Source organism: Bacillus sp. PK5-006 (assembly GCF_054161415.1).
This window is the reverse complement of the sequence record NZ_CP096414.1, coordinates 2,989,153-3,008,401: the sequence shown is the minus strand read 5'-3', so window position 1 is coordinate 3,008,401 and position 19,249 is coordinate 2,989,153. Positions and strand designations below refer to the sequence as shown.

General features: G+C 43.1%; 7 protein-coding genes. 4 read left to right on the top strand and 3 right to left on the bottom strand.

Features of this window, described 5'->3' with window-relative positions; translation table 11 throughout:
* The first annotated feature begins 15 nt into the window (after positions 1 to 15).
* From M1D84_RS15515 to M1D84_RS15505, 3 genes are read left to right on the top strand one after another with little or no spacing between them, the layout of a single operon-like run.
* Complete coding sequence (locus M1D84_RS15515; protein WP_213404883.1) at positions 16 to 7,248, top strand: type I polyketide synthase; 7,233 nt, start codon at positions 16 to 18, stop codon at positions 7,246 to 7,248.
* Positions 7,241 to 13,651, top strand: a complete 6,411-nt coding sequence (locus M1D84_RS15510) for an HAD-IIIC family phosphatase (RefSeq protein WP_440179644.1) — start codon at positions 7,241 to 7,243, stop codon at positions 13,649 to 13,651. Before M1D84_RS15515 ends, M1D84_RS15510 begins: the two co-directional genes overlap by 8 nt.
* Positions 13,644 to 14,651: a phosphotransferase enzyme family protein gene (locus tag M1D84_RS15505; RefSeq protein WP_024424545.1), complete on the top strand. Its 1,008-nt coding sequence runs from the start codon at positions 13,644 to 13,646 to the stop codon at positions 14,649 to 14,651. The genes M1D84_RS15510 and M1D84_RS15505 overlap by 8 nt, the downstream gene beginning before the upstream one ends.
* Positions 14,652 to 14,691: 40 nt before the next feature.
* Here M1D84_RS15505 and M1D84_RS15500 read toward each other — a convergent pair whose 3' ends face one another.
* The 3 genes from M1D84_RS15500 to putP all read right to left on the bottom strand — a co-directional run bounded on the left by M1D84_RS15500 (position 14,692) and on the right by putP (position 18,553).
* Positions 14,692 to 16,098 (bottom strand): alkaline phosphatase, encoded by a 1,407-nt coding sequence (locus M1D84_RS15500; RefSeq protein ID WP_213404884.1) that lies wholly within the window; start codon positions 16,096 to 16,098, stop codon positions 14,692 to 14,694.
* 112 nt (positions 16,099 to 16,210) lie between these two features.
* Complete coding sequence (locus M1D84_RS15495) at positions 16,211 to 16,903, bottom strand: MgtC/SapB family protein (protein ID WP_024424547.1); 693 nt, start codon at positions 16,901 to 16,903, stop codon at positions 16,211 to 16,213.
* A 168-nt stretch (positions 16,904 to 17,071) separates the two neighbouring features.
* Positions 17,072 to 18,553, bottom strand: a complete 1,482-nt coding sequence (gene putP, locus M1D84_RS15490; protein WP_103132287.1) for a sodium/proline symporter PutP — start codon at positions 18,551 to 18,553, stop codon at positions 17,072 to 17,074.
* Positions 18,554 to 18,951: 398 nt separating this feature from the next.
* On the opposite strand from putP, the gene gatC reads away from it, so the two are divergent.
* Positions 18,952 to 19,242, top strand: a complete 291-nt coding sequence (gene gatC / locus M1D84_RS15485; protein WP_024424549.1) for an Asp-tRNA(Asn)/Glu-tRNA(Gln) amidotransferase subunit GatC — start codon at positions 18,952 to 18,954, stop codon at positions 19,240 to 19,242.
* The last annotated feature ends 7 nt before the right edge of the window (positions 19,243 to 19,249 follow it).

Here is a 19,249-nt window from a genome sequence, read left to right as displayed (position 1 = left end):
GGAGAAATGCAGCGTATGTCTGATCAAGAGCAATGGATCGAATCTGGACTTGAAATTGCAGTCGTAGGATTAGCAGGTACGTTTCCCGGAGCACCGAATGTCCAATCGTTTTGGGAAAATATATCGCAAGGGAAAGAATCCGTTACGTTTTTCACTGATGAAGAATTAAAGGCAGCGGGTGTAGATGAGACGCTGTTAAAACGGTCTGATTATGTGAAGGCGAAGCCATATTTAGAAAATGCATCTTCTTTTGATGCAGACTTTTTTGGCTACTCTCCGCGAGAGGCATCCATTATGGACCCGCAAATTCGATTGATGCACGAATGCACGTGGCATGCGCTAGAGGACGCTGGCTATGAGCCTGAGCAATACGAAGGGTTAATTGGCCTTTATGCCGGGGCATCTAGCAATTTATCGTGGATGGGGCAGCATATGTCGTCTCTTGAAAAGAATGAAGATGTGTTTCAAATCATGCATCTCAATGACCCCTCCTTCGCTTCCCGGGTTGCCTATAAATTAAATCTAAAAGGCCCAAGTGTATCAGTGCAAACGGCTTGCTCCACGTCGCTTGTTGCTATCCATATGGCCTGCCAAGGATTAATCGGCGGCGAATGTGACCTTGCACTAGCGGGGGGCGTCACACTCCATCAGCCACAGATCACAGGATATCAATACCAAGAAGGAATGATTTATTCCCCTGATGGACATTGCCGTCCGTTTGATGAAAAGGCAAAAGGGACCATTTTTGGTGAAGGTGCAGGCGTTGTTGCACTAAAACGGTTAAAAGATGCGATAGAAGACGGAGATTTTATTTATGCCGTTGTAAAAGGATCTGCAACGAACAATGATGGAAGCAACAAAGTCGGCTATACAGCCCCAAGTGTCAGTGGACAGGCAAGTGTCATTGAATCTGCTTTAGAAATGGCCGAAACAGGGCCAGAGACAATTTCATATATCGAAGCACATGGAACAGGTACGCCTGTTGGAGATCCGATTGAGATTGAGGCACTTACTCGTGCTTTTCAAACAGAGCAAAAAGGCTTTTGCCGACTTGGGTCAGTCAAAGCTAATATTGGGCATTTAGATGCCGCCAGCGGTGTCGCTGGTTTTATCAAAACAGTCATGATGCTGCATCATCGACAATTTGCTCCAATGCCGCACTTTGAGAAGCCGAATCACCGTATTCCATTTGATCAAACGCCATTTTATGTTGGAACAGATAAAGAGGAGTGGAAGACGTCTCATTTGCCAAGGAGAGCTGGAGTCAGTGCCTTTGGTATAGGGGGAGCAAATGCCCATGTCATCTTAGAAGAGGCAAAGCCGAGAGAAGCAAACAGCACGACCTCGTCCAAAGAATTAATCGTGCTGTCAGCCAGATCAACGCATGATTTGAAGAACATGACAAAAAACTTGAAGGAATATGTCTCCTCACATCATGAACTCTCACTTGGTCAAGCAGCTTATACCTTACAAAGGGGAAGAAAAGCCTTCAAATATCGAAAAACGCTTGTCTGTTCCACACGTGATGAATTATTAGAACAGCTGCATGTGCTAAACGAAGAGACGCCAGGCAGAGAAAGTCTTCTTTATAAGCGGATAAACATGAGGCTGACTGGTTTTCATGAAGCAGGATTACGTGATTACATCAAGCTGTATGAGAAAGATCTTTCATTTAAAACAGAAGTGGATCGTTTAATGAGCCTCGTCCAATCCGTGATACCTATTAAAAAAGACGATCTGTTCCATTTCAAACAAAACGGTCACGCAGAAGTGGCTATGCTGATCATGACATCGGCTTTTGCCAGTCAGCTAAGATCACTCGGAATTGAACCAGACGTATGGATTGGAGAGGGCAGCGGGGTGTGGACAGCTTTATGTGCAGCAGATGGACTTGAGCTAACAGAGGCGGCATCTATTGTATACCGCCTTCATGACAACCAGATGATCAATCAAAAGCTGGCTGCATTGCCTCAGAAGACACTCCAACAGCCTGTTTACATTGCGCAGACAGGGGAGGAACTAACTGCTTTCGATCCATCATCTGCAATGCGTTTCCTTGATATAGAACAGCCTGTAAAATCGCCTTTGTTCAAGCAAGAATCAACAGCCTTGATGATTGATCTTTCAAAGAAACAAGGAATTGTGGTTGAAAAGGGAGCAGAAAAAACAACCGAACCACTTGATGGAGACCTGATGCAAGTCGCAGGTGTTCTTTGGGAAATGGGGGTCGACTTAGCTTTTCCTTTAACAGAGGAGAAGAATAGGCAGCGCATTCCGCTTCCAGGCTATCCATTTCATAAAACAGATTTCTCTGTACAAACAAAAACGATGGCAGCTATTGAACCACAAAAGCCGAAGGCTGTGAAGCGTGACTTTCCTTCACTCGCCTCTTTACAAAAAGATATTCACACCATTGTTCAAACTCATTTTGGATTTGATCAAATGGATGATGACTCGCCATTTTTTGAATTTGGTGCGACATCACTTGATATATCTCAGCTTGCAGCAAAAATCTCTGAGCGATTGGATCAACAAATTGACACTGTTCAATTGTATCGATTTGCTACAGTTGCAAGTCTTTCTGAATACTTATTTAAAGAACAAACGGAACGTGAGCAAACACCAGCTTCTTTCCCAAAAAGAAATACATCACAGGAAAATTCAGATATTGCGATTGTCGGAATGGCAGGAAGATTCCCAGGGGCTTCATCGCTAGAAGACTTTTGGCAGCGTCTTGTGAATGGCGAGGAAATGATTCACTTTTTCACAGAAGAAGAACTCAAGAAAGCAGGGCTGGATGCGTCAGTCTATCAGCATCCGAATTTCATTGGAGCAAAAGGACGTTTACAAGAAATTGAAGGTTTTGATGCAGATTTCTTCAACTATTCTGCTAGAGAGGCAGAGCTAATGGATCCACAATTCAGGCTCTTGCATGAATGTGCTTGGGAAGCGCTGGAGGATGCTGGCTGTGACCCTGATAGAATGGCAGGGAAAATTGGAGTTTATACAGGAACAAGCCCAAATCATGAATGGCTGACACGCTTTGCACATCAAATGGAAGCAACCGAGCAATTCAGCGCAATGCTGTTAAATGATCGTGAGTTCTTTAGTACGCAACTTTCTTATAAATTGAATCTACACGGGCCTAGTGTGACGATGCAGACAGCTTGTTCGACCTCACTTGTCAACATTGGCATGGCCTGTCAAGCATTATTGAATCAAGAATGTGATGCAGCACTGGCTGGAGGTGTGACGGTTAGTTCTCCAGAAAATATCGGCTATATTTATCAAGATGGAATGATTCAATCAAAAGATGGCCATTGCCGTCCGTTCGACCAAGAGGCGAGCGGAACCATTTTCGGAGATGGAGCGGGGATCGTTCTGTTAAAACGTTATGAAGATGCGATAAGAGATGGCAACCCGATTCATGCGGTCATCAAAGGGGTTGGCGTAAACAATGATGGCAGCCGAAAAGCTGGTTTTACCGCTCCGAGTGTGGAAGGGCAGGCAGAGGTATTAAAAGAAACGTATGAAAAATCAGGTATAGATCCCGCGTCTATCGGTTATTTAGAAGCGCATGGTACGGGGACAAAAATGGGAGATCCAATTGAAGTATCCGCCCTTAGCCAAGTGTTCAAAGGAACAGAGCCGCTGACAATCCCAATCGGTTCAGTTAAAAGTAATGTCGGACATTTAAATAGTGCGGCAGGGATTGCAGGTCTGTTTAAAGCCATTTTGGCTATTCAGCACAAAACGATCCCGCCAACCATTCATTATGAATCACCCAATCAGGAGATTCCTTTTAAAGATACACCGTTTTATGTGAATCAAAAGGCGCTGTATTGGAAGGAATCAGATAAGCCGAGAAGAGCAGGGGTTAGTTCTTTCGGTATCGGCGGGACAAATGCCCATATGATCATAGAAGAAGGCATACGAGTGAAACAAAAGTCAGCTTCTAAGCAAAAGCAGCTGCTCGTTTTATCTGCAAAAACGGATACCGCTTTAGCGAAAATGACAGATCAATTAAAGCAGTATGTGATACAGCATCCTGAAGTTCCGCTTGAAGATATTGCTTATACATTGCGTTATGGCAGAAAGCAATTTCCATACCGAAAAGCGATCGTGCTTGCGTCTGCTGATGAATGGCTGCAGCAAAAACAGCTTGAAACCAGTGTGTTCCGAAGCAAAAAATGGCGTAAAGCTACCTTTATGTTTTCAGGTCAAGGTGCTCAATATGCTGGCATGATGCGCGAATTATACGATGCAGAACCAGTGTTCAAATGGGAAGTGGATAGATGCTTCAAATATGTAATGGAGACGGAGCAAGTTGATTTAAAAGGCATTGTTTTTCCAGAGGATGAAACGAATGAAGACATCACAAAAACGTCAAATGCTCAGCCGCTTCTCTTTATATTTGAGTACGCATTAGCAAAATTACTTCAGCATAGCGGTGTTGAGCCAGAATCAATGATTGGGCACAGTATCGGCGAATATGTTGCCGCTTGCTTGTCAGGGGTCTTTTCTCTGGAGTCAGCATTAACACTCGTAATGGCAAGAGGCAGATTGATGCAAGGAATGGAAAAAGGCGCCATGCTTAGTGTGCAATTACCCGAGGCGGAGCTGAATTCGATCATCGATGAATCGCTTTCGATTGCTGCAGTCAATGCAAAAGACCTTTGTGTCGTTTCTGGTAAAGAAGAGCATATCACCGCTTTTGAAAAGAAATTACAGGACAAAGGAATTGTGACAAGACAGCTCCATACTTCTCATGCTTTTCATTCCTATATGATGGAGCCGATGCTTGAGGCGTTTCAACAATTCGTAGAGAAAGTAGAACTGCATGAGCCGACGATCCCGTTCATATCAAATGTGACAGGCACTTGGGCGACAAATGAAGAGGTGATGACAGCATCTTATTGGACCAACCATCTGCGTGGAACCGTTCGTTTTCATGAAGGTTTATCACAGCTGTTAACCGATGAAGTACGAGCTCTCATTGAGGTCGGACCTGGAAACAGCTTGACGGCATTAGCGAAACGTCATGAAAACAAAGAGTCTCATCATGATGTCCTAAATATGGTGAGGCATGCAAGGGAACAAGCGGATGACCATGCGTATTTCTTAAAACGTATAGGAGAGCTATGGGCAGGCGGTTATGAGGTCAAAACGCAGCCGCGTCCAACTCAAGAGGAACGACAGCTTGTATCGCTTCCCACATATCCATTCGAACGAAAACGATATTGGATTGAAGCAGGAAAGCCCGCTTCTCAGCAGCTGTCCATTCCTAAGGAAACGAAGAAAAAAGAGATGGAAGAATGGTTCTATCTGCCTTCATGGGAGCAGCAGCCGCTAAAACCAGTTTTCGAAAAAGAACCAGAAGAGCAAACGTGGCTCATTTTCAAGGAACAGGATGCCTTTCATGAACTGTTTGCACAATCATTCAAAGAACAAGGAATTAAGGTCATTTTTGTCACAAAGGGTGAGGTCTATCAAGAGCTGGAGCAGGCGTTTACGATCAATCCGGCAGAAGGTAAGCACTACAGAAACATGCTAGATTCATTGTCTAATAAAGGTATCAATATCAATCGGATTCTGCATTTATGGGAATCTGCGAAAGAAGAGGACGGATTGAATCGCCAAGCTGCCTTTCAGACGCACATTGAAAAGGGCTATTACAGCTTAATTTTCTTATCTCAAGCGATTGCTGCACAAAAAAATATTCGAGAATGCCGTTTGTTTACTGTCACTAGCGGAATTCAGCCAGTTACAGGGAATGAGATGATATGTGCAGAGAAAAGCGCAATGCTTGGGCCGGTTAAAGTCATTTCACAGGAATACCATCACATTAAATGCTGGAATATCGATGTGGAAGATGTGCCGGATGTTATGACTTGGAAGGAACAGGAGCTTGTCGATCTTATTGGACAGGAAATTATGCAGCCTGGAAAAGACCAGCTTGTAGCGTATCGCAATCGTCAACGCTGGGTGCAGAGCTACAAACGTTTGCCGCTGCAAAAAGATGATGGACTTCCGAAACTGATCAGGCCAAATGGTGTGTATCTCATCACGGGTGGTTTAGGCGGCATTGGATTTGTTCTATCAAAGATGCTGGCGAAAGAAGGAAATGTTCATCTTTATTTAACAGGAAGAACGGCATTGCCGCCAAGAGATGAATGGGCGTCATATGTTCAACAAGAGAATGCCGATGAAGCGCAGCGTACGAGAATTAAGAAGGTACTCGAGCTTGAACGATTAGGTGCAACAGTAGAAGCGGTGCAGGCGAATGCAGGAGATCTTAAGCAGATGAAACATGTTTTTGAAATCATTCGCAAAAAGCATGGCGGCGTTGATGGTGTGTTCCATGCGGCAGGATTACCAGGAAGTACATCCTTCCGAGCCATTAAAGATATCCCATCTACACTGGCGCAGGGAGAGGATCAATTCCAATCAAAAGTGAAAGGGCTCGATGTGCTAGAGCAGCTGCTGGAGCAAGAACAAGCGGATTTTTGTCTCCTCTTTTCATCCATAAGTGCACTGCTCGGGGGCTTAGGATTCTCTGCTTACTCAGCAGCTAACTTATATATGGACGCATTTGCAGCTAGACTCAATCAAAATAGTCAAACTCCATGGATGTGTGTGAACTGGGATGCGTGGAATTTCTGGGGTGAGCTAGAATCCACAATTGGTGAATCGATTAATGAGCTTGCGATTTTACCAGAAGAGGGTGCTGAGCTGTTCCAATATGTTCTGTCTAACCGGCAGAATCGTCACATGCTCGTGTCCACAGGAAATCTTGAAGAACGGATAGATCAATGGCTGTCATTAGAATCGAAGGCTGTAGTGAGTGCGGATTCATATGAAGTGTCTAAGCACGAAAGACCAGAGCTGGGCAATCCGTATGTGGCTCCTCGAAATGAAACTGAAAAAGTGATCTGTCAAGTGTGGCAGGATTTTATGGGCATGGAGCAAGTGGGCATTCACGACAACTTCTTTGATTTAGGTGCAAGCTCGCTGGATATTGTTCAAGTGACCAATCGGTTAAACCAAGCACTTCAAACAAATGAAGCCGTGGTGACCTTGTTTACGTACCCATCTGTCGCAGAGCTTGCAAAATATATTCAGCCTTCTGAGGAATCGAAGGAAGATACGATGGAAGAAGAACTAGCCGTCGTCACATCAGGTGATCGAAGAGCTCGTTTTAAACAGCAACGGAATAAAAGATTGAGAGGCGGAATCGAGAATGAATGATACAACGAATCACTATCATGGCGCAGAAATTGCTGTTATCGGTCTTGCAGGTCGTTTTCCAGGTGCCAAAAACGTAGATGAATACTGGGAGAATCTGAAAAAAGGAAAAGAAACAATCTCCTTTTTTACAGAGGAAGAATTACGAAGTGAAGGTACAGATGAAGCCTTATTGAAAAACCCTCGTTTTGTCAAAGCAAAAGGGATGCTTGACGATGTCGATTTATTTGATGCGGATTTCTTTGACTATACTCCGAAGGAAGCGGCTATGATGGATCCGCAGTTCAGACTGTTTCATGAATGTGTTTGGACGGCACTTGAAGATGCTGGGTATGATCCGTTTGAATATAAAGGGCAAATCGGTCTTTATACAGGTGCAGGAATCAATACAGAATGGGTCATGAGAGCACTTCAAGGGGCAGCTCAAGGTGAGGATTCAAAAACGCTGGAAGCTGCTGTTCTAAATATGCGTGACTATTTGGCGACGATGATTTCGTATAAATTAAATCTAAAAGGACCGAGTATGGTGGTGCAAACCGCCTGCTCGACCTCGATGGTGTCGATTCATTTAGCTGTTCAGGCTTTATTAAGCGGAGACTGTCATATGGCTGTTGCAGGCGGTGTGTCCATTCGCCTGCCGCAAAAATCGGGTTATCTATATCAAGAAGGAATGATCCATTCTTCCGACGGTCACTGCCGCGTTTTTGATAATAAAGCAGATGGAACCGTTTTTGGAGATGGTGCAGGAGCTGTTATTTTAAAAAATTTAGAGGATGCAATTGAAGACGGCGATCACATTTATGCTGTCATTAAAGGATCTTCTATTAATAATGATGGAAATAGAAAAGTAGGGTATACGGCACCGAGTACGAAAGGCCAAGTATCAGCTATTAAGACAGCACTTCGAATGGCCGAGGTTGAACCTGAATCCATTTCTTATATTGAAGCACATGGAACCGGAACAACACTAGGAGATCCGATTGAAATTGAAGCACTCAAGCAAGCGTTTGATACAGATAAAAAAGGCTTTTGCCGCATTGGTTCTGTCAAATCAAATGTTGGTCATTTGAATGATGCATCAGGTGTCGCTGGCTTTATTAAAACCGTATTAAGCTTAAAGCATCAAGTGATTCCGCCAACGATTCATTTTGAAACACCGAATGAAAAAATTGAATTTGCTGATTCTCCATTCGTTGTAAATACGGATTTGACGCCATGGAGCGAGCAGGCCTCTCCTCGCAGGGCAGGTGTAAGCTCATTTGGGATTGGTGGAACAAACGCTCATGTCATTTTAGAAGAAGCACCTGCTGCACGTGTCCCAGCAGATCGCACAGAAGATAGTGAACTTCTTTTATTATCTGCGAAAACACCGGCAGCCCTTGAAAAAATGACGGATCGCCTTGCTGACTATTTACTTCAGCATCAGCAGCATATCCGTTTAAGCGATGTCGCCTATACGCTGCAAACAGGGCGCCATCATTTCCCGCATAAACGTGTCATTCTTGGAAGTGATACAGCTGACATGTTACAGGCGCTGAATCAAAGGTCAAAAGAGGTGGTCAAGACGGCCAGCTCTCAAACATCGAGCCGGCCAATCGTCTTTCTTTTCCCAGGCCAAGGATCTCAGTATGTGGACATGGGGCGTCAGCTTTATGACAAGTATCCAGTTTTTAAGGAAGCGCTGGATCAATGCTTGAATCAATTCAAACAGCATGTCTCAGTTGACCCGTTCAGTATTTTATTCTCAACAGAAGCAAGTGATGATCCTCAATTGATTAACCAAACCGAATATACACAGCCGCTTCTGTTTAGTATGGAATACGCTTTGGCTAAATTGCTGATGCATTTTGGCATCAAACCGCAGGCGATGATCGGTCACAGTATTGGAGAATACACTGCTGCTGCCGTATCTGGTTTACTGTCTGTTGAAGATGCCGTAGATCTCGTCTGTTATCGCGGACAGCTGATTAGCCAGCTTCCAAAAGGCTCTATGCTGAGCGTACCTTTGAGTGAACAGAAAGTGCTGTCATATTTGACGGATGACCTTTCACTTGCGGCAGTAAATGGACCTGAGTTATGTGTGGTGTCTGGTGAGACGGCATCTATTGATGCACTCGCTGAGAAGCTGGAGGCAGCTGGACATGGGTGCAGAAAGCTTCACACCTCTCATGCCTTCCACTCAAAAATGATGGATGATATCCTGCCATCATTCAAAGAAAAGGTAGCTGAGTATCAATTGAATGCGCCATCTATCCCGTATATTTCTAACGTCACAGGTACGTGGATTGAACATGAAGCAGTGCAAGATCCAGCATACTGGGCTGATCACTTGCGGCAAGCAGTTCGTTTCCGTGATGGAGCAGAGACATTATTAACGGAGCTTGATCCCATTTTTATTGAAGTTGGACCGGGGAATACGTTAAGCGCCTTTATTCGTCAAGTCTCAAAGGATCACCATCAGCAGCCGATTCCATTGATGCGTCACCCGAAAGAAGAGGCAGCAGATGACCGCTACCTGCTGGGAAGATTGGGTGACATCTGGCTTCAAGGAGTGCCTGTGGACTGGACAAAATTACGAAAACAGAAATCGAATCAAAAAGTATCCCTGCCAACTTATCCGTTTGAACGACAAAGATATTGGATTGAAAAGGGAGATACAGCCGCGTTATCCTCGCCTTCAGGTGTGCAAATGGTTGTGCCGAAGGAAAACAAAGGGCAGGAAATAGAAGAAAGCAATCAATATCAATCCACTGAGGCGAATGGTATAGAAGCAACATTACAGCGGATGTGGAAAGATATTTTAGGTATTGAAAAGGTGGGAAGAGACGATCACTTCTTTGAGCTTGGAGGACATTCGTTAAATGCGACCGGTCTTATTTCTCAAATTCACAAAGAGTTTGGTGTAGAACTAACACTCACAGATATGTTCAACAATCCGACGATCGAGAAGCTCCAAGCATTCATTGAAAAGGCAGAGAAGCATCAATATTTCAAAATTGAACAGGTGGAACAGAAAGACACGTACCCATTATCCGCCGCTCAAAGACGAACATTCCTCATTCATCAGCGTATTGGTCAAGTGACTTCATATAACATGCCAATGGCTCTGAGATGTAAAGGTGAAATCGACGTCGAGCGCTTTGAACAGACCTTTAAGCAATTGATTGATCGTCATGAAACCTTGCGAACGACCTTTGAGTTAAAGGATGGAGAACCTGTTCAGCGGGTCCATGATGATTTTCAATTTGCTGTTGAAATGACTGAGGCTGATGAACAAGAATTAGAAGCACAAATCGATGAATTCATTCGTCCATTTGACTTAAAGGCTGCACCATTGATTCGTGTGCGTTTTGTGAAAATTGTAGAAGATGATCATCTTTTATTAGTTGATATGCATAATATTGTCGCTGATGGAGCGAGCATGAACATCTTTATTAAAGAATTTACTGAGCTCTATCGCGGGGAAACCTTGCCGGAACTTACTGTGCAATATAAAGATTATGCAGTGTGGCAAGACAAATATTTCCGCAGCGAGATGTTTCAAAAGCAGCAGGATTATTGGAAGGAGCAAATGGGCTCAAATGTTCCGACTTTGACAATGCCATATGATTTTGAACGAAAGGAACAATCCTTTTTGGGAAGAGCGATCAAATTTAATATTGAACCGCACATCGTTGAGAAAATTGAACAGCTCGCTGAACGATATCAGCTGACCAATAACGTCATCTTGTTCCAGCTTTATGGCCTGCTGCTCTCACGTTATGCCGATCAGCAAGAACTGATTGTCGGTTCTCTTGTGGCTGGAAGACGTCATGCAGATATTGAGCATACGATTGGGATGTTTACGAACTTCCTGCCAATCAAACTAGACATGGCACAAGAAGCATCCTTTATAGAACAATTGGTACAGACAAAACAAGTTCTACTCGATGCGTACGACCATCAAGAATACCCGTTTGACCAAATGGTCGAGCATTTGAATCCAAAAACAAGGCCGCATCGCAATCCATTTTTTGATACGATGCTTATCTATCACAATGAATACGATCCGAATATTAAAATTGAAGCTGATGGACTGACCTTTGAAACGCATGAGTTTGCAAAGGGAATTTCCAAACTCGATATGAAAATGGATGTTGTCAGAGAGGTAACGGGTGAGTTAAAGTGCGTCCTTCAATACAACCTTGCTCTGTTTAAACATGAGACGATGCAAGCTTTCGTCAAGCACTTCCAGCACTTGATCGAACAAGCTGTTCAAACACCAGATCAACTGCTCAAGGATTTCGCTGTGCTTTCACAGGAAGAAGAACAAGCAGCAAAAGAGAAAAGAGATCGTGCAGAGAAAAAAGAACCACTTGTGCTCACTATCAGCTCGACATTTACAGCAGATCCAGTTGCTCCTTACATTCAGTATTGGACCAAGCAGTTTGATGTGCAGTTCGATATTCAGTTTGCACCGTATGGGCAGGTGTATCAGGAGCTGTTAAATGAGCGTAGCCTTATCTCACAGAAGAAAAACGGTGCAAATCTTCTCCTCATTCGTCTAGAGGATATCGCTGGTCCAGCCCATCTCTCACTGGATGAAAAGAAAAAACTGGCTTCAGAGCATGCAGAAGAACTTGTAAACGTTCTGAAATCAAAAACAAAACATAACCTATATTTTGTTGGTATTCTCCCGATAAGTGCGGCTCTTAGGGACACGTTGCAAGACGTGGAAAAAGAGTGGATTGCTCAGTTATCTGAGATAGGCGGTGTTCAGTTGATCGACTGTCGTCAGCTTGCTCAGCAATATCAGCTCGATGACATTTTTGATGAAAAAACAGAGCAAGCCGCACATCTCCCATTCACTGAAGTCTTTTGCGGTGCCATCGGTACAAAAGTCGCGCGAGAGATTGTGGCATGGAAAGGTGCACCATTTAAAGTAGTGGCCATTGATTGTGATCATACGCTGTGGAGAGGTATTGTTTCAGAAGACGGTGTGGAAGGCATCGACATTACGCCAGAACATCAAATGCTTCAGCGCTTCTTAAAGCAAAAACAACAAGAGGGAATGCTGCTTGTGCTAAGCAGCAGAAATAATGAAGAAGATGTGTGGCGTGTGTTTGAAAACCACCCAGATATGGTCTTACAAAAAGACGATATTGTCGACTGGCGGATCAATTGGGAAAGTAAACCGGGACATCTAAAAGAAATGGCAGATTCACTGAACCTTTCATTATCTCAGTTTATTTTCTTAGATGATGACCCAGCTCAGTGCTTGCGAATGAATGAAGAGCTGCCAGAAGTGATGACATTGCTCTTACCTGCCAATGAAAAAGCCATTCCATTATTTGTTGAGCATGCTTGGGCTTTTGACCGTTATGATGTGACGGATGAGGATAGAGGGCGAACCATGAGCTACAAGGCTGAAAAAGCTCGTCAAAAAGAGAAAGCAGAGTCGCCGTCAATGGAACAATTTTTACAAGATTTGAACTTGCACTTGAATATAACAGAGTGGGGAGAGCAGCACCTTGCGCGTGTGGCACAAATGAGCAGCCGCATTAACCAATTCCGCTTAAATGATCAGCACTTTGATGAACAGCAGCTGAAAGAGCGGATGGAAAATGCGCATGTTCAGGGCTGGCTCATTGAGGCAGCAGATCGCTTCAGTCATGAAGGGATTGTAGGAGCGATCTTGGCTCATCATGCAGGCGACACCTTGAAAATTGATGCATGGATGCTAAGCTGCCGTGCTCTAGGGAAAGGGATTGAGCAAAAATGTCTGACATGGCTCGCCGAATACAGCCGTCAGCACCAGCTTTCTTCCATTGAATTTACGTTTGTATCGACCGGACGTAATGAACTATTCAAGTCATTTATGGAAGAGCAACAGATCCAGAAGATCGAGGGGCAGCAAACGTATCGTATACAAGTGGCGGAAATCGGTTCATTGAGTGATCACATTCAAATCGCCGGTCACCTGTCACCTCCTCAGCACTCGACTGAAGAAAAAGAGGGTCACAAGATGGAGGCAGCAAGTCATCTCGCTTCTAAAGGTTTTACATGGGAAACGGTTCAAACAGATCAAACGCTGCATAGCGGTTATGTAAAAGCCCTTGAGGTACATGATGAAGATAGTCTACGTTCATTATTAACGACAGAAGTTACACAGGATCAAGGACTTTATGCACAGCCAACCAATGAACGTGAGGCATTACTTTTAGACATTTGGTGTGACATTCTTCATGTGGAAAAAGTAGGAATTGACAACGACTTTTTCGATTTAGGAGGAAATTCTTTACTTGCTGTCAAAATGGAAGTAGAGATTGAAAAGAAGGGTTGGTATGTTGATGATTTGAATTTTGCTGAAAAACACACCATTCGCGAATTAGCAAAATATATGAAGAGGGAGAATCAGCATGCATAAAGATGTAAAAGCCATATATGAAGAATCAAAAATTTTAGATGAGGCTACTCATTTATACGGGGTCAAGCGAAGTGATATCCACTTTATCGCAGATGCAGAAAACTATGTGTATGAACTAAAAAAAGATGGAGAGTCTTTCATTTTAAAAATTACTCATACCATCCGCAGATCACCTGATTATATTTTAGGTGAAATGGAATGGCTGCATCACTTAGCGAAGGGCGGACTTTCCGTTGCGAAACCAATTGCTTCATTAAATGGCCGTGATATCGAGCAAGTAGACGATGGGCAGGGCGGCGCATTTCTGCTTCGAGTCTATGAAAAAGCACCAGGTCGTAAAGTCGAAGAGGCGGACTGGAACGATGAATTATTTTATGCCCTTGGACAGTACACAGGTCGCATGCACAAACTGACAAAAAGCTATCATTTGTCAGACCCGCGTTACAAAAGACAAGAGTGGGATGAAGAGGAGCAGCTGAAACTGCGTAAATATGTACCGGCAGATCAGACCCTTGTTTTCGAACAAGCGGATCGGTTGATGGCAAAGCTGGCAAAGCTTCCGAAAAATCAAGATACGTACGGATTGGTTCATGCGGATCTTCATCACGGAAACTTCCACTGGGATCAAGGGAAAATTACGACCTTCGATTTCGATGATATTGGGTACAACTGGTTTATGAATGACATTAGTATTTTGCTATACAATGTCTTGTGGTACCCAGTAATTCCATACGAAGACAAAGCTGCTTTTGCAGGAAACTTTATGAAACAGTTCCTAAAAGGCTATCGTGAAGAGAATGAACTTGGAGATGAGTGGCTTGCCTATATTCCTGATTTCCTTCGTTTACGTCACATGCTGATCTATGGCTTGCTGCATCAAGCATTTGATTTGGCTGACATCGGAGAAGAAGAAAAGGCGATGCTCGCCGGCTTCCGTTCCGACATTGAAGAAGCAGCACCTATAACGACGTTTGACTTTACAAAGCTAAGTCAATCTTAAAATGAACATCCCCGCCTATATGATGAGGCGGGGATTGTTTTTATGGACGATAGGTGGATGGTGATTCAATGATTTGGAACAGGTTCTTTCCTTGCTTTGTATTATCGATCCAGCCCTGGAAGGCTGTTTTTCCAGGTCCGTATGCATAGACAGGGACATCCTCACCTGTATGGGCAAAGGTTGTCCAGCCTGAGAAAGAACGCTGATCGAAAATATGTTGAATGCTGAGTTGGATCGTACTGGCCTTTCCTGACTGTGCTGCTTTTTCTACCTGTGAGATTTCACCTTCTGTGAGAGAAACTTCAATATAGGTCTGAAGGACATCACGTACAGATTGTCCGTCTACGATTTTCTTAGCCATATAAACAGGTGTTTTCTTAGCAGCTAAGATGGGCACTGGGTCCCATTTGTAGCCAGTCTCACTTGTCATCCCATCTGTGCCAAACGAAAAACCGCCAGTCGCATGATCTGCCGTGATGACGACAAGTGTTTCTTGATCTTTTTTCGCGAACTGGAGAGCTGTTTGAACTGCTTTCTCAAAATCCTCCATCTCACTCATTGCGCCAACCACATCATTTTCATGTCCTGCAGAATCAATGGTACTGCCTTCAAGTAGCATGAAAAAACCATGCTGATTATCTTGATTCAACTGGGTGAGTGCTGCCTGCGTCATGTCTTTTAACTTAGGCACATGCTTCGGACGGTCGATGGCTCGATCCAGCTCGTCCTCCTGGAATAAGCCGAGCATTTTCGAAGATGATTGAGAGGTTAGATCATCTTTTGATCGCAGAATGGAATACCCGCTCTTCTTAAATTCTTGAACTAGATTACGGTCTTTTCGGTCAAAATATTGCATTCCGCCACCTAGAAGGATATCAACTTTGTGCTCTCCTCCTATTTTCTCATCAAAAAAGTGGTCTGCAATTTGTTCTTTATTTTTTCGGGAGACGTTATGTGTACCAAAAGCGGCAGGTGTTGCATCGGTGATGTCAGATGAGACAACAAAGGCTGTTTTCATTTTTGCTTCCTTTGCTGCTTCAACGACACTTCTAAGAGGTTGTTTTTCATGATTGACGGCGATGGCATCATTGTATGTTTTTTTTCCAGTCGCCATGGCTGTTGCTGCGGCAGCTGAGTCAGTAATATTATCTCGAGGATCATCTGGATGTGTGGTCTGCATCCCGACTAAATAAGGGTCCCAGACGGTTTTTCCTTTTACAGAACCATGCTTTTCCTGCTTGAATGTACGGTAGGCTTTGATCATGGGCATCCCCATTCCATCACCAACGATAAAAATAATATTTTTTGGTGTTTTCGTTTGTTTCTTGTCTGCTGCATTCGTTGATACGGGAGTGACATAATGTGAGGTGAAAAGGACAGCTAATAAGAGTACTGCTAGAATTCCGCTGAAAAAAAATATACGTTTTTTACGATCCATAGAGCCCATGAAAAATCTCCTTTTATCATTTATTTCATAATTTGTATTTTATTTGAATGTTCAAAATGGTTCAACCCCTTATCCCATAAAAAAGGTGATGAGCCTTTTGTCTCATCACCTTTTATACCGTATCACACTTCACGCCAACGACGCCTTCTAGATCTTTAATATCAAAGTACACATCGGTTGTATAGCGGTCTTTATGCACACGTACGCGTACTTCCATGATCGGATAGTCCTTTTCTTTTAAATCATCAATTCGTACAGAATGAATGCGGATATTGAGGGCTTTCATTTCTTTTAAAATATCGGTCATGCGGTTTCGGTCAGAAAGAGACATTCTGATGCGGATTTCTTTTTCCTGCAGGCGAATCGGTCCGATCCGCTGGAAGAGCCATGGTAGAAATTCGACACTAATGAGAATAAAGAAAAGACTCAGGAAGGCTTCTTTATAAAACCCTGCACCTGTTGCAACCCCAAGTCCTGCTGCTCCCCAGATCATCGCAGAAGTCGTGAGTCCTGAGATGACATCATTGCTTTTTCGAAGAATTACACCTGCTCCAATAAAACCAACACCAGATATAATTTGCGCCGGTAACCTGAGTGGGTCCATTTGAAGCTTAGAGACTCGAGGGAAATTGTAGGCTGCATCAATGCTGATGATGGTTAAGACGCAGGAGCTGACAGCAATGACAATACACGTTTTTAAGCCGAGGGGCTTTTTCTTCAGCTCTCGTTCAAGCCCGATAATCAGACCGATTAAGGTGGCCACGGCTAATTTTAAGACTGTATCCCATTCAATTGTCCAAAACATGCGTATCGCTCCTTTCACTTCATGTACGTTTCACAACATGTATATGATCTTCTCACAGCCCATATGGCTGCACAACTCTTATTTTATTCAGTTTCTGAAGAAAGAAAAGCTTTTTATTTTATTTAAAAAGAGAGTCATCCGCATAGGGCAGATGACTCTTCATGTTCTTTATTTTGTTTCTTCTTCAAGATGATTTTCCATTTTGGTAAACAGCTTCTTAGAAGCTTTTGATGGTTTATTGGTCAAGAGGCTGACAATGATGGCAGTCAAACCACTCAAAATAAATCCTGGAACCATTTCGTACAAACCAGTTGTATTATTCAAGCCGGTTGAAATCCATGTTAATACTACAACTGCCCCTACAACCATTCCTGCAAGTGCACCGTGATGGTTCATTCGCTTCCAATATAGGCATAGAAGGATAACTGGACCAAATGAAGATCCAAACCCTGCCCAAGCATAACCAACAAGGTCAAGAATGGTATCACTTGGATTAAGTGAAAGACAAAGCGCGATAATGGCAACCACCAATACAGACATACGCCCAATCATCACTAGTTCTTTGTCTGACGCTTTTCTTCTAAAGAAGGTTCGATATAAATCCTCTGTCATTGCACTTGCAGTCACAAGCAGCTGTGAAGAGATCGAACTCATGATCGCAGCTAAAATAGCAGAGAGTAAAAATCCAGTAATATACGGATGGAATAACACCTTAGAAAACACAATAAAGATGGTTTCTGGGTCTGCTAAAGTGGTACTAGTCTCATGTACATAGGCTACACCGACTAATCCAACAGACAGTGAACCAATAACAGACACAATCATCCAGCTCATCCCGATTCGACGTGCTGGCTTTAAATCCTTTACAGTCGTAATGGCCATGAATCGAACAATGATGTGCGGCTGTCCAAAGTAACCAAGCCCCCATGCTAAGAAGGAAATAATGCCAATGACGCTCGTTCCTCTGAATATATCAAGCAATTTTGGATCAATTTGTTGGATATCTTGATACGTGGCAATTGGGCCACCTAATTGAGTAAAGGCAACGATCGGCACGAGCACTAATGCTAAAAACATAATGGCTCCTTGAACAAAATCAGTTAAGCTCACTGCCAAAAAGCCACCGAATAAAGTGTATAAGATCACGATACTAGAGGTTAAAATTAAACCAAAGATATAATTGGCACCAAACGCAGATTCGAATAAACGACCGCCAGAAACCATACCTGATGAGGTGTACAGTGTAAAGAAAATCATAATAATAACTGCTGAGACAGCTTTTAATAAAGTAGAAGAATCTTTAAATCGTTTGTCAAAAAAGTCTGGAATGGTGATCGCATCATCAGCAACCTCAGTATACGATCGTAAGCGGGGAGCTAAAAATAGATAATTCAAGTAAGCCCCACTAATCAAACCAACAGCAAGCCATCCTGACGAAAGCCCTGTTGTATACATCGCGCCTGGAAGTCCCATGAGCATCCAGCCGCTCATATCTGAAGCACCAGCAGATAGAGCTGTCACGTAAGGACCCAGCCCGCGTCCGCCCAGCATATAATCATTCAAGTCATTTGTTTTTCTAAATGCATACCAGCCAATCGCCAGCATTCCAATAAAATAAATAGCTAGAGAAATTCCAATCTCAATACTCATGTTTCCATATCACCTTTTTCGTATTAATTTGACATCACCTCATTCAAAATATACAAGAACATCCAATTCCTATGGTTGCTCACTGCTATGGTTACTTAACCTATCAGAGTATTCCCTGCTGATCAACCTTCTTAAACCTCATTCTTACGTAAAAAAATGCGTAAATGATTGATGAGAATCTATGTGTAAGCGCTACCAAAAACATTTAAAAGAAAAAATTTTCTGATAAATATTTAATCTCTGATACAAATTATTTTCATACTTTCTGGTTTGGGGTGAATGGCTACCTTCTCAAGCCTGTGTAAAGTTGCTTTAGAACAGTAAAATTTGATATGATAAAGTGTATATGACTTATGATCATGACCACGAGTAAGCATCATTTTTGGAGGTGAACCTGCATGTCAAGAATTTCAATAGAAGAAGTCAAGCACGTTGCGCATTTAGCAAGGCTTGCGATTACAGAAGAAGAAGCTGAGATGTTTACAGAACAGCTTGATAGCATCATTTCATTTGCAGAGCAGTTAAACGAGGTAGATACGGAAAACGTTGAACCTACTACACACGTATTAAAAATGAAAAACGTCATGAGAGAAGATGTTCCGAATAAAGGTCTTTCCATTGAGGCAGTCGTCAAAAACGCGCCTGATCATAAAGACGGCTATATTCGTGTGCCATCAATTTTGGACTAAAGGAGGC